Below are 12,608 nucleotides of genomic sequence, written 5' to 3'. Positions count from 1 at the left end.
CGCCTTTGCGCAAGCGGAGAGAAGGGGGCCTTCCCTCCGCCGGTGCGTCGATGCCGTTCAGGTGGTGCTGTTGTCGCCAAGGGAGACGATCAGGTCTGCGAGCATGGCGACGCGCTGGGGAATGCTGGTGGTGTCGAGCCACTCCTGGGGCGTGTGGTCCGCGCCTCCCACGGGGCCGAGACCGTCCAGGACCGGAATCCCGGTTCCGGCGATGAGGTTGGCGTCTCCGACTCCGCCGGTCGCCGCCGCGCCGAGCTCCATGCCGGCCGCGTGTGCCGCGCGGCGCGCGTGGTCGAGCATGCGTCGCGAGGCGGGGGTGTCCTCCATCGGCGGACACAGGTCGAGCTGCTCGACCTCCACGGTGACGCCCGGGATGCTCGGGTGGTCGGCGGCTTCCCGGATGGCCCGGGTCACGCGCTGGATGTCGGCCGTCGTGGCGGCGCGGACCTCGACACGGAGCTCGGCGTGGGGGCACACGATGTTGGCGCGGGTGCCGGCCCGGACCACCCCGACGTTGACCGTCACGTCGTCCCAGTGGCCGTTGAGGGCCTGCAGGGCGACGGTCAGATGGGCGGCGGCGAGGGCGGCGTTGGCTCCGCGCTCCGGTTCGATGCCGGCGTGCGCGGCCCGGCCGGTGACCGTGAGGCGGAAGTCCGCGACGCCCTTGCGCGCGATGACCAGGTCGCCGTTCTCACGGGCGCATTCGAGACCGAGGCCGTAGTGCACGGTCCTGGCGGTGCTCTCGATCAGGGGGCGGCTGGCCGGGGAGCCGATCTCCTCGTCGGGGGTGGCGAGGAAGACCAGCTCGGCGTAGGCGTCCATGCCGCACTCCCCGAGGATCTCCAGCGCGGTGAGGCCTGCGAGCAGACCGCCCTTGTCGTCGCTGACCCCGGGGCCGTACGCCGTGGAGCCGTCGATGCGGAAGGGGCGGGCGGCGGCGGTGCCGTCCTCGAAGACGGTGTCCATGTGGCCGGCGAGGAGGATCCTGCGGCCTCCTTCCGCCTCGGGAAGGCCACCGCGTCTGCGTCCGATGAGGGCGTCACCGGTCCGGTGTCCGTCGGCGGTGGGCGGGAAGCGGACGCGTTCGACGTCGAACCCGATCAGCCGCAGTCGACGCTCGACCCAGTCGGCGACCTTGTCGACGCCTTCGGCGCTGTAGGAGCCGGAGTCGATGGAGACGAGCTGCTCCAGGTCGCGCAGGTAGCCGGGGCGGCGCGTCCGGGCCAGGTCGAGGAAGTGCCCGAGCCGGTCCTGCCGGCGGGTGGGGACGCTCACAGGACCTTGGACAGGAAGGCGCGGGTGCGCTCCTGCTCCGGGTCGACGAGCACCTGGCGGGGGTCACCCGCTTCCACGACGACGCCCTCGTCCATGAAGACGGCGGTGTCGCCGACCTCACGGGCGAAGCCGATCTCGTGGGTGACGACGACCATGGTCATGCCGTCGGCCGCGAGCTGTCGCATCACGTCCAGGACGTCTCCGACGAGCTCGGGGTCGAGGGCGGAGGTCGGCTCGTCGAAGAGCATCAGCTTGGGCCTCATGGCGAGCGCGCGGGCGATCGCCACGCGCTGCTGCTGGCCGCCGGACAGCTGGGCGGGGTAGTGCTGGGCGCGGTCGCCGAGTCCGACCCGTGCGAGCAGTTCCCGCGCCTGCTCACGGGCGTCGTTCTTGGAGACGGACCCGACCTTGACGGGGGCTTCCATGACGTTCTCGACGGCGGTCATGTGCGGGAACAGGTTGAACCGCTGGAAGACCATGCCGATGTCCCGTCGGCGTTCGGCGACTTCGCGTTCACGCAGTTCGTGGAGCTTGTCGCCCTGCTGGCGGTAGCCGACGAGCTGTCCGTCGACGGCGAGCCGACCGCCGTCGATCTTCTCCAGGTGGTTGATACAGCGCAGGAAGGTGGACTTGCCCGAGCCGGAGGGGCCGAGGAGGCAACAGACCTGGCCGCGTTCCACGGTGAGGTCGATGCCCTTGAGGACCTCCAGTCTCCCGAAGTGCTTGCGTACGCCTTCGGCGTGCACCATGGGGGTGCTCATCGGTTCTGCTCCTTGCTGTTCTTGCCGACCCGTTCCGTGGTTCCGCCGAGGAGGCGCCGGATCGGGGAGACGTGTCCGGCGCGGGTGGTGCCGCGTCCGTAGCGTCGTTCCAGCCATGCCTGGGGCACGCTGAGGAGGGTGACGAGGGCCAGGTACCAGATGCTGGCCACGACCAGCATGGGGATGACCTGGTAGTTCTGGGCGTAGACGTCCTGGATGTTGGACATCAGGTCGTGGGCGGAGATGACCGAGACCAGTGCCGTCATCTTCAGCATGTTGATGGTCTCGTTGCCCATCGGAGGAATGATCACGCGCATGGCCTGGGGCAGCACGATCCGGCGCATGGTGAGGCCGGGCCGCATGCCCAGCGAGTGCGCTGCCTCGGCCTGGCCGGGGTCGACGGACTGGATGCCCGCGCGGACGATCTCGGAGGCGTAGGCGGCCTCGTTGAGGCCCAGGGCGAGCAGGGCCGCGATCGCCGGGGTCAGCAGGCTGTTGGTCTCGGCCTGGAAGAACGTGACCTCGGTGAAGGGGATACCGATCTTCACGTACTTGTAGAGCGCCGCGGCGTATCCCCAGAAGATGATCTGGACGAGCAGCGGGGTGCCACGGAAGACCCAGACGAAGGCGTTGGCGAGTCCGTACAGCACGGGGCTGGACGAGAGCCGCATGACGGCGATCAGCGTGCCGAGCGCCAGGCCGAGGAGCATGGCGGCGGCCGTCAGCCAGAGGGTGGTGCCCAGACCGTCGAAGATGAGGTCGGCGAAGAGGTAGTCACCGACGACGTCCCAGTGGAGGTTGTCGTTCTTGGCCAGCGATCCGACCAGTCCGACCAGGGCGAGCAGGGAAGCGGCCGCGGCGATCCAGCGCCCGTAGTTGCGGACGGGCACGATCTCCGGTTCGGGGCGGCTCGTCGTACCGGTGGCCGGGTGGTCGGCGGGCGTCTTGATGTCGATCATGCTCAGTCCACCGATGCGTTCTTGGTGGCTTCCTTCACCGCGATCGACGGAACGCCGTACTTGTTGTAGATCTTGGTGAGAGTGCCCTCGTCGATGAGGGCCTGCAGGGCCTTCTGCACGGCGTCCGTCAGCTCGGGCAGCTGCTTGCTCACGGCGATGCCGTTGGGCGAGGCGTTGTAGCCGCCGGGCGCGGCGGGGTCCTCGACCAGGTCGAAGGCCTTGCCGGCGTCGGCGGTCTTGGCGACCCAGCCGGCGGCGGGCTTGGTCAGCACCTGCGCGACGACCTTGCCCGAGCGCAGGGCGAGCTGGGCGTCGGAGTCCTTGGGGAAGCTCTGGATGTCGACCTTCGCCTTACCCGCCTTGACGCAGGTGTCCTGGTGGGACTTGAGCAGGTCGAGCTGGTTGGTGGCGGCCTGGACGGCGACCTTGAGGCCGCACAGGTCGTCCAGGTTCTCGATCCCGGAGGGGTTGCCGTCGCCGACGAGGACGCCGGAGCCCGACTGGGAGTAGTCGACGAAGTCGACGACCTTCTGCCGGTCCTTGTTGTCGGTGATGGCGGACATCGCCACGTCGAACTTGCCGGCCTGGATGGCCGGGACGATCCCGTCGAACTTCTGCGGGGCGAAGGCGAAGGTCACGCCCAGCTTGGCACCGAGCGCCTGGCCGAGGTCGTAGTCCAGTCCGGTCAGCTCGCTCTCCCCCTCCTTCACGTACATCTCGAAGGGCGGGTACGGCACGTCTGTCGCGACGCGGACCTTGCCGGCCTCCTTGATCTTCGCGGGGAGCAGGTCGTGCAGCTTCTGGTCCTTGACGACCTCCACACCGGCGACGACGGCCTTGCCGGACGGGGCGGCGGCGTCATCGCCTCCACAGGCGGACAGGGAAGCGAGCATGATCGCCGCGGCAGCGGCGGCCGCTGCGGGGCGTGCGATACGAGCGTTCATCGCGTGGAACCTCTCGGTGATTTCTTGCCGACGGAATCCGGCCGTCAGACACAGCAGAGAAGTTACATACAGCCGCACTCATTGACTAGATGTAAGTCTCATTACGTTCACGTAACACACCTCACTCGGCCCCACAGAAGACCGTTTTGCGCTTTTTAGCAGGGTAATTTCCGGGCTTTGGGGATCACGGACAACGGAATCTGCCTTACATCTTCCTGCGCAGCTCCGTTACTTGTATGTTCCGCTACCAACCGCGGCCCGGTCAGCTGGTCGCTGCGGAATCGACCCCTCCCCCTCTTGGAGCACAGATGCCACTCCGTTCACTCCGATTCACTTCCACAGCCGCCGTACTCGCCGCGATGGCATCGGTGCTGATGGCGCATCAGCCCGCCCATGCCGCGGCCGACAGGATCAGGCTGGGCAGCACGGCCGACGTCAGCAGGAGCGCGTGGAACGGACCGGCCTTCACCATGAACGGCTCCGGGGGCATCGTCACCGCCTCGATGACCCGGGCCATCGACGACATCCGCGGCGGGACCGGAACCCTCGACGTCGTCGTCCTGGCGGGCTCGGCGCCGACCTCGGGGAGCAAGACCCCCGAGTGCGACACGATCACCGCACTCCCGGGAGTCAACTCCTGTACGACGTGGACGCTCACGGCGGCGAGCGACGGCAACAACCCTCAGGTCAACACCGACGTCCGCAACGCCGAGTTCGTCTACTTCGCCGGCGGCGACCAGTGCCGGTACGCCGCCTGGAAGGGAACCGCCCTGGAGGCGTCCGTCGAGGCGGTCGTCGCCAAGGGCGGAGGCTCCGGCGGCGGCAGTGCGGGGCACCACATCAACAGCCCGATCGTCTACGACGCCTGCAACGGCAGCGTCACCAGTGCCGAGGCGCTCGCCAACCCCTACAACCGGTACGTCAGCTTCACCACCGGCATGTTCGAGTGGCCGAACTACGGATCCGTCATCAACGACTCGCACTTCGTCACCCGTGACCGGATGGGCCGGACCATGGCGTTCCTCGCCCGTTCGGTGAAGGACGGCCTCGCGCCCGGAGGTGCCGCCTGGGGCGTGGGCGTCGAGGAGGGCGGCTCCCTCTACCTCGACCGCGACGGCACGGCCACCCAGTACGGCAAGGACGCCTACGTCGTCCTCGCCGACCACCAGCCCGAGCAGGCCGTCGACAAGAAGCCGCTCACCTACTCGGGCTTCAAGATCTGGCGCCTGACGCCCGGCTCGGCCTTCGACTTCAAGAACCGCCCGACGTGCGGCTACTACCTGCGGAGCGTCACGAACGGCGTCGCCGACGCGAACCTCTACAGCGGCACGCCGGTGACCGACTGCGGCAGCCAGGGCGGCGGGGCCGCGCTCGCCGAGAGCGAGCCCAACGACACCCGGGACACCGCTGACGACGCGACCGGGCTCGCCTCCCCCGGGTCTCTGACCGGCGGCATGGCGTCGACCGACGACCGTGACTACTTCAAGCTGTCGGTGAACAGCGGGCAGACCGTCTCGGTGAACTGCGCCGTCCCCTCGGCCTACGACGCCGACCTCTACTGGCTCGACGCGAACGGGAGCACCCTGGACCGGTCCGTCAACAACGGCGCCGGCACGGACGAGTCCCTGTCCTTCACCCGTACCGGCGCCGGTACGGACACCTACTACCTCGACATGGAGGCCTACAGCGGCTCCGGCTCCGCGACGTACACCTGCACCGTGACGAAGAGCTGAGACGACCGCGTCCCGCGCGGGCCCGACCGGACGGTGGTCGAGCCCGCGCGGGGCTGTCTGCGGGGCCGTTGCGCCCACCGGCGGGACGGCCCCGTACCCCGTGCCCTGTGTCCTACCTGGGGCGGGCCAGGCGCAGGGGGTCGAGAAGAAGGTCGACCTCACCCTCGGGGAGCACCCCTTCGCGCACCGCCAGCTCCCGGACGGGAACGCCCGTCGCCCGGCACTCCCGGGCCAGGGCCGTGGCCCGCTGGTACCCGATCACCGGGTTGAGCGCGGTGGCGAGACCGGCGCTCCTCTCCACCAGGACACGCAGCCGTTCCTCGTCGGCCTCGATGCCGAGGACGCAGCGTTCGGCCAGCAGCCGGCAGGCCGCGTCGAGGCGGTTGACGGAGTTGAGCAGGTGATGGGCCATCAAGGGCTCGAAGGCGTTCAGCTGGAGCTGGCCGGCCTGCGCCGCTGCGGAGACGGCGGCATCCGCTCCGATGACGTCGAAGCAGACCTGGTTGACGGCCTCCGGCATGACGGGATTGACCTTTCCCGGCATGATGCTCGATCCCGCCTGCAGCTCCGGCAGACGTATCTCCCCGAGCCCCGCCCCGGGGCCGGAGGCGAGCAGCCTGAGGTCGTTGCAGATCTTGGACAGGCGCAGGGCGAACTGCCTCAGGGACCCCGAGAGCCGCAGGAAACCGCCCACGCCCTGGGTGCCTTCGACCAGGTCACGGGCGGCTCGGACCGGAAGGGCCGTGAGGGCGCCGAGGTGGTGGACGGCGAGACGGGCGAAGCCGTCGTCCGCGTTGAGACCGGTGCCGATCGCCGTTCCCCCCAGATTCACCTCCAGCAGGGAATCGGCGGCCAGGCGGATGAAGTCGGCGTCGTCCCGCACGGTGAGGGCGAACGCGTCGAACTCCTGGCCCAGCGTCATGGGCACCGCGTCCTGCAGCTGGGTGCGGCCGAGCTTGACGGTCTTCGCGAACGCCCCGCCCCGCTCGACGAAGGCGTTGCGCAACACCGCCATGCCGTCCAGCAGCTTCCCCGCGGCGGAGTGGAGGGCGAGCTTGACGGCGGTGGGGTACACGTCGTTGGTGCTCTGGGAACGGTTCACGTCGTCGAGCGGATGCAGGTGCTCGTAGCTGCCGCGCGCCTGCCCCAGAAGCTCCAGGGCGCGATTGGCGATGACCTCGTTGGCGTTCATGTTCGCCGACGTGCCCGCCCCGCCCTGGAGGACGTCGACGACGAACTGGTCCAGCAGCCGCCCCTCCCGGATCTCCCGGCAGGCGGCCACGACGGGGCGCGCCCTGTCCTCGGGGAGGGTGCCGAGGTCGAGGTGGGCGAGTGCGGCCGCCTCCTTCACCGCGGCGAGCGCCGCGACGAGCTCGGGATGCACCGCGAGGGGCAGGCCCGTGAGGGGGAAGTTCTCCAGCGCGCGAAGGGTGTGGATGCCCCAGTAGACGTCCTCCCTCACCTCTCGCATGCCGATCAGGTCCTTCTCCTCGCGCCCCATCCTCGCTCCTTCGCTCTCGACACCCTGGCCTCTGCCGTACACCGCAGAGTTTCGTGCATTACAGAATCGCCACGCAAGTGGCAATCAGAATCGCCTGTTACTTCTCCGGGTGGACATCCGGACCGGCGCCCTGGCATCGGTCCGGGTCAGGGGGCGCACACGGTTACGGCCGGGGCGGCGGACACGCGGCTCCCGTCGACCGTGTACGGGCGGGCCGCCGCGACCGCGGCGTAGTGCTCGGCCAGCGTCCCGGCCATGGCGGCGGACGAGAACGTGGTACGGACCAGCGCCTGGGCCCGCGTGGCCATCGCCGAGGCCGACTCGGCGTCGACGGCCAGCAGGCGGGCCAGTCCGTCGCCGAGTGTCTCCGCGCGGGAGGTGTCGATCAGGAGCCCGTTGTGGCCGTCGACGAGGTAGTGCGGTACGCCGCCGCGGAGCGGTCCCGCCGCGAGCAGCCCCGCCTCCATGGCTTCGAGGAGCCCGAGTCCGAACTCCTCCTTGACGCTGGCGCACACGTAACGCGCGGGGGACCGCCGCGCCGGATCGGCCAGGCTCCGTTCCAGCATCCGGACCTCCGCGTTGGAGAGGGCGGGCAGGAGGACCAGCCGCCGTCGCGCCTCGGGGCAGGCGCGGAGCGCGTCCTCGACGCGTGCGCGCATCGCGCGTTCGACGGGGTCGCCGGCATGCGGGCTGCCGCCGACGAGGACCAGGGCCGCATGCCGATGGCACCCGGAGCCGATCCAGGACCGGACCAGGAGGTCCTGCTGCTTGACCGGGTGGAGCCGTCCCACGCTGAGCAGCACCGCCGGAGCGCCGCCGTCCGCGGGCTCCGGAACGGCCGCGACGGCCTCGTCGATCGTCCGGAGGAGCTCCACCCGCCTCGCCGCCTCCTGAGGGGGCGGCAGGTACGGCGGGATGCCCTCCGGGGGCGCGCTCGGCACGCCCTCGCCGTTCCGGTCCAGCAGTTGCGGGAAGTACCCGAGCAGTTCCGTCGCCCCGCCGTCCCGGCCCGCGATGCCCACCACGCGGTCGGCGCGTTCCACCAGCCGGTCCGCGACGAACACCCGGTGCAGGTCGTACCGGAGGGCCGTCTCGTCGGCCGCGGGGGTGTCGTACCGCTCGGTCAGCTGCCGGTGCGGGTCCGGGGTGGCCGTGAAGACGACGCGCGTCCCGGCCCTGCGGGCGGCCTCGGCGAGGGCGAGCGAGCCGTCGTCCGCGTAGCGGACGTGCAGGACGTCGACCGGTGTGGCCAGCGAGGCGAAGAGTGCGGTGGCCCACCAGGCCATGGCCTCCCGGTGCCTTCCGAACTCGTCGGGGCGGAGCTGGTTCTCGCTGTCCACCGGGATCCTGAGGACCCAGTGTCCCGGGGCTCGCCGCCGCAGCAGTACGGGGTCGGCCTCCAGCTCCGGCGTGCAGGCCGTGACGACGGTGAGCACACGGGCGACGGGCTCGGTGCCCGCGAGGGCGTCTCCGAGAGAGCTGAGGAGTACGCCGAGGCCGCCGCTCATGCCTTCGCCCGGACGGTCGAGGCGCCCCAGCAGCATGGACTGGGCGACGACGATGCCGTGGCGCGGCTCGTCCCGCACCCGGTCGGCCGAGGGGCCCCGGCCGAGCAGGGTGAGGAGCGTCCGCTCGTACGCGTCCCCGGCCGTGCGGACGTCGGGTATGAGGGACTGCCCGCCCGTCGCGGAGAGGAGACGCCACGCGGCGTGCCGCGTCCGGCGGCCGGGCGCGCTCGCGGCCGCGCGGAGCTCCGTGCGGGTGAGGGGGCGCAGCGCGGCTGCCTCGGCGAGGTCCAGCATCGCCGTGACCGCTTCCTCCGGGGCGGCCCCGGTCCGGAGGCCGACGCTCAGGGCGGCCTCCGCCCTCGTCGGGCCGAACTGCCGGACGACGTCCTGCCACGCGTCGAAGACGGCGGCTCGCGTGTGGTCGCAGCCGTCGAGCAGCCGGACGCACTCGGCCGGCGTCGGAACGCCTCCCGTGCGCACCAGCCGCCTCAGCCGCGCCAGCACGAGGTCACGGGGCGTCGCGAAGACCGCGGGGTCGGTCGCGGAGTCGCCTCCCCGGTACTCGGCGCGCACCAGTTCCGCGAGCAGGTGCGGTGTGCCCGGCCAGCCAGGAGCCTCGCCGGTCAGGGGCGCTCGCCAGTGCGCGGCGCGGACGGCCAGGAACGGCTCGGACGGTTCGCCCGCGACCGTACGCGAGCCGGCGCGCAGGGGGTGGTGACCTGCGGGCACCGCGCGAGCCGGGGCGGTGTGGGAGCGGTTCATCGCTTCTCCTCGTCGACGACGGTCGGCGTGCAGTTCTTCGTCGACGATCCGGGTGCCGGATGCACGAGCCGTGATCACGGGGCCGACGGGGTCACCACCCCGCCGGCGCATCCGACCGGCCCGGGAGGGACGAACCGCTCGACATGGAGTCATCGACAGTCACCCCGGGACACGCACCACGCGTGGTCGTCATCAGCCCTCCCTTCGCCTCCCATGCGCAGCCGCTCTCCGTGCTGGCCGGGGCACTGGCCCGCGAGGGCGCCGACGTGGTCTTCGCGTCCGGGCCGTCCTTCGAGGACTTCGCGGCCCGTGCGGGTGTGGCGTTCGTACCGCTGACCGTGACGCGGAACGCGAACACCGGAGTGGCGCGCAGCACCCGGCAGGCGCCCGGGGAAGCCGAGCGCCTGGAGGAGTTCCTCGACTCCACGCGGCGCGGGCCGGTGTCCACGCTGCTCACGCAGACCCGTCACCGCGGCCGGGACATGCTGTCAGATCCCGAAGGGACGCTGGCCGCGCTCCGCGCCCTGGACGCGCGGCTGCGCCCGGACTGGTACGTCGTCGACCAGTTGAGCTATCCCGTCACCCTCGCCCTGCACTGCCTGGGCCTGCGCTACGCGACGTTCTGCCCGGGGCATCCCACTTACGTCCCGGGTTCCGACGACGTGCCGTTCGGCGTGCCCTACGCGTGGCCCCGGGAGATCAGGCCCGGGGAGGATCAGCTCGCGCAGCTGCGCGCGGCGGCGGGAGCCGTGGAGACGGCGTTCACCCGGCGCTTCGCGGACGTGGCGCGTGTCCACGCCCCGGAGGCCCGGCCCACGGGCCGCGCCTTCGCGCTGACCTCCCGGTACGCCGTGGCGTTCACCTACCCGGAGTTCCCGTGGCTGCCGGGCCACCCGGAGAACGGGCCGTCGCTCCTCTACGGAGGGCACTGCGTGCCCGAGACCGAGCCGGAGCCGGGCCCGGAGTGGGAGGAGGTGGTGCGGCGGCTCAGGGCCGGGCACGACCGCCTGGTGCTGATCGCCCTCGGGACGTTCCTCTCCGCCCGTGACGACGTCCTCGCGCTGCTCGTGAAGGGGCTGCGCGCCCATGTCCCCGGGGCGGCCGCGGTGGTGGCGGCGGGCGACCGGGCGGCGGTCCTGTCCACGCTCGCGGGGCCCGGCGTCCACGTGGACGCGACGGTGCCGCAGCGGTGGCTGCTGGGGAAGGTGGACGCGATGGTGCACCACGGCGGGAACAACTCCTTCACGGAGTGTCTGGCCTCCGGCGTGCCCGCCCTCGTCCTGCCCTTCTCCAGCGACCAGTTCGCCATCGCCCACGACGCCGAGCGGGCCGGTGTCGCCCGGTGCATCTCCCCCTCCCGACTGGACGAGCGCTCGGCCGGGCAGGCCCTGCGGCTGCTGCTCGACGAACCGCTCCCGAGTATCGGCCGGTGGTCCCGGTGGGTCGGGCGCCGGGGTCCGGCCTGGACGGCGCGCGGGCTCATCCGGGAGATGTCCGGGACCGATGGCGTACGTTCCGCCGCACCGTCGGTCCCGCGCGTTCGGTGAGGACGAGGGCGAGCGCTCGCAGTGCCCTCCTGGTGTGGCTCTTGACCGCGCCGAGCGGCAGACCCAGGCACCGCGCGATCTCCGGCTGGGTGAGCCGCCGGTAGTAGGCGAGGAAGAGGATCTCGCGGCGGTCGGCCGGGAGATCGGCCATGTGGGGGGGGACGATGCCGAGGCGTTCGACGGCACGCGTGGAGGCGTCGGGTCTCTCCGGGGCCGGGCCCCGCGTCAGACGACGGACTCCTTCGCGGTGTCGGAGCAGAGCCCCCGACGCGTCGGCCGCCTTGTGGGCGGCTCCCGGCTGAACTCGGTGTACTCCACGAGGGCTTCGTGCCGCGACAGCGGCAGCACGTAGCCGAAGGAGAGCCCCTGCGGCGGCTGCGGAGTGCGGAAGTCCATGAGATCGACGGTGTCGGCTGCGAAGGCGGGGCGTTCGGAGCGCAGGAACCAGCCCTTGAAGTGCTGGAGGAGGCGTACCCGGCTGGGTGGGAGGGGCCGCCAGGCCGGGGACAGCCCCGCCTCCCCTGCTCCGATGGTGGCGACGTCGCAGCGCACGGGGCCTGTCCCCTCTCGTCGTCCGGGAAGAAGGGGCGGCGCGCCGGGGGCGCACGCCGGGGTGAGGGCTACCCCCGGGCGGGGCGGGCTGTCCTCCGGTGCTCCAGTGGGGTCAACGCGCCGCCTGGCTTGCTCTGCGGGGCGGTCCGTCAGGGTGCGAGGCGCCAGGTGGTGTCCCCGCCGTCCTGGCGGGTCGTGCGGAAGTCGTGGGGGTCGAGTCCGGCTCCCCGGATCGCGCGGAGGACGTCGGCCGTCCGCGCCGGATCGAGGCGCGGGGTGCGGGCCAGGACGAAGCCGGAGGTACGGTCCTCGTCGGTCACCACGGCCCACTCATACGCGGGTCCCAGGCCTGCAACGACGTAGTTGGCCTCGGTGCCGTGCCGGTAGCCGGCCTTCCCGGGCAGGAAGGAGACGTTGAGGCGAGCGTTCGTGGCGTCGAGGGGCAGGGCCTCACCGGTGATCAGGCTGGGGGTGCCCAGCCAGGTCGTGCAGCTGTTGGTCACCGCGACCCTGCCGCGTCCGGTCGTGCCGTAGACCGCCTTGACGTTCTTGGCGCACTGGAGCTCGAACAGCTGCGGCACGGCAGCGAGTTGCCACCAGGCTCCGGTGTAGCGGGCGAGGTCGACGGTGCCGACGGCGCGGGCCGGACCGTCGGGGCTCGCCGTGGCGGTGGGCACGAGTGCCAGGGAGGCGAGGGCCGTGGTGAGAAGGGCAGCGGAGACGTGCTCCGCGGCGGGCAGACGTCGACGCATGTGCTGGATGCTCCTCGAAGGTGTCGGTGGGAAGCTCTTCCGTACCGAGCGCTCCGGCGGATGAGCACTCCGCACCCGTGCGTCCGGTCCGTCGCCCTCCCTCCTCTCCCACGGCCTCGGCCTCGCCCGTGGTCGCTCGTACGGGGCGCGCTGCATCCCTGCCGGGCCACCCGCAGAAGGACCCGTAGCGAACCGTCCGCCTTACCCGAGGAACTCCCGATGTCCGATCAGCACGATCCCGCCCCGTACGACGCCCTGCTGCTGCTCTCCTTCGGCGGCCCCGAGGGCCCGGACGACGTGGTCCCGTTCCTGGA

At 71.5% G+C, this 12,608-nt stretch carries 10 protein-coding genes and 1 pseudogene; 2 read left to right on the top strand and 9 right to left on the bottom strand.

Translation table 11 applies throughout. The annotated features are described in order from the left end of the window. Positions 1–57: 57 nt before the first annotated feature. From ACH4TP_RS39835 to ACH4TP_RS39820, 4 genes are read right to left on the bottom strand one after another with little or no spacing between them, the layout of a single operon-like run. A complete protein-coding gene (locus ACH4TP_RS39835; protein WP_398440663.1) occupies positions 58–1,275 on the bottom strand; it encodes a M20 family metallopeptidase in 1,218 nt (405 codons plus the stop codon). Next, a complete protein-coding gene (locus ACH4TP_RS39830) occupies positions 1,272–2,036 on the bottom strand; it encodes an amino acid ABC transporter ATP-binding protein (RefSeq protein WP_389238952.1) in 765 nt (254 codons plus the stop codon). The genes ACH4TP_RS39835 and ACH4TP_RS39830 overlap by 4 nt, the downstream gene beginning before the upstream one ends. After that, positions 2,033–2,995 carry an amino acid ABC transporter permease gene (locus ACH4TP_RS39825; RefSeq protein ID WP_389238954.1) on the bottom strand — a complete coding sequence of 321 codons (963 nt, stop codon included), beginning with the start codon at positions 2,993–2,995 and terminating at the stop codon, positions 2,033–2,035. The genes ACH4TP_RS39830 and ACH4TP_RS39825 overlap by 4 nt, the downstream gene beginning before the upstream one ends. Positions 2,996–2,997: 2 nt before the next feature. Beyond that, positions 2,998–3,939, bottom strand: coding sequence for an ABC transporter substrate-binding protein (locus ACH4TP_RS39820; RefSeq protein ID WP_398440662.1), 942 nt, complete (start codon positions 3,937–3,939; stop codon positions 2,998–3,000). A 359-nt stretch (positions 3,940–4,298) separates the two neighbouring features. On the opposite strand from ACH4TP_RS39820, the gene ACH4TP_RS39815 reads away from it, so the two are divergent. Beyond that, complete coding sequence (locus ACH4TP_RS39815; protein WP_398440661.1) at positions 4,299–5,672, top strand: pre-peptidase C-terminal domain-containing protein; 1,374 nt, start codon at positions 4,299–4,301, stop codon at positions 5,670–5,672. A 112-nt stretch (positions 5,673–5,784) separates the two neighbouring features. Here the strand turns inward: ACH4TP_RS39815 and ACH4TP_RS39810 are convergent, their stop codons facing one another. Together ACH4TP_RS39810 and ACH4TP_RS39805 are read right to left on the bottom strand one after the other, a co-directional pair. Next, positions 5,785–7,173, bottom strand: coding sequence for an aspartate ammonia-lyase (locus ACH4TP_RS39810; RefSeq protein WP_389238960.1), 1,389 nt, complete (start codon positions 7,171–7,173; stop codon positions 5,785–5,787). A 146-nt stretch (positions 7,174–7,319) separates the two neighbouring features. After that, positions 7,320–9,443, bottom strand: coding sequence for a glycosyltransferase family 4 protein (locus ACH4TP_RS39805; protein WP_398440660.1), 2,124 nt, complete (start codon positions 9,441–9,443; stop codon positions 7,320–7,322). Positions 9,444–9,586: 143 nt separating this feature from the next. On the opposite strand from ACH4TP_RS39805, the gene ACH4TP_RS39800 reads away from it, so the two are divergent. After that, positions 9,587–10,990 (top strand): glycosyltransferase, encoded by a 1,404-nt coding sequence (locus ACH4TP_RS39800; protein WP_398440659.1) that lies wholly within the window; start codon positions 9,587–9,589, stop codon positions 10,988–10,990. On the opposite strand, the gene ACH4TP_RS39795 is transcribed toward ACH4TP_RS39800, so the two are convergent. The 3 genes and pseudogenes from ACH4TP_RS39795 to ACH4TP_RS39785 all read right to left on the bottom strand — a co-directional run bounded on the left by ACH4TP_RS39795 (position 10,923) and on the right by ACH4TP_RS39785 (position 12,294). Next, positions 10,923–11,141, bottom strand: coding sequence for a sigma factor-like helix-turn-helix DNA-binding protein (locus tag ACH4TP_RS39795; RefSeq protein ID WP_398440658.1), 219 nt, complete (start codon positions 11,139–11,141; stop codon positions 10,923–10,925). The genes ACH4TP_RS39800 and ACH4TP_RS39795 overlap by 68 nt on opposite strands. A gap of 107 nt (positions 11,142–11,248) precedes the next feature. Continuing rightward, a pseudogene (locus ACH4TP_RS39790) lies at positions 11,249–11,542 on the bottom strand (lycopene cyclase family protein); the annotation flags it as partial. A 149-nt stretch (positions 11,543–11,691) separates the two neighbouring features. Then, a complete protein-coding gene (locus tag ACH4TP_RS39785) occupies positions 11,692–12,294 on the bottom strand; it encodes a lipocalin family protein (protein ID WP_398190254.1) in 603 nt (200 codons plus the stop codon). Positions 12,295–12,608: the final 314 nt, after the last annotated feature.

The sequence above is a fragment of the Streptomyces sp. NPDC021012 genome, from assembly GCF_044333355.1.
Taxonomy (GTDB): domain Bacteria; phylum Actinomycetota; class Actinomycetes; order Streptomycetales; family Streptomycetaceae; genus Streptomyces.
The sequence above is the reverse complement of the archived record's forward strand: the minus strand, read 5'-3'. Positions and strand labels throughout refer to the sequence as shown.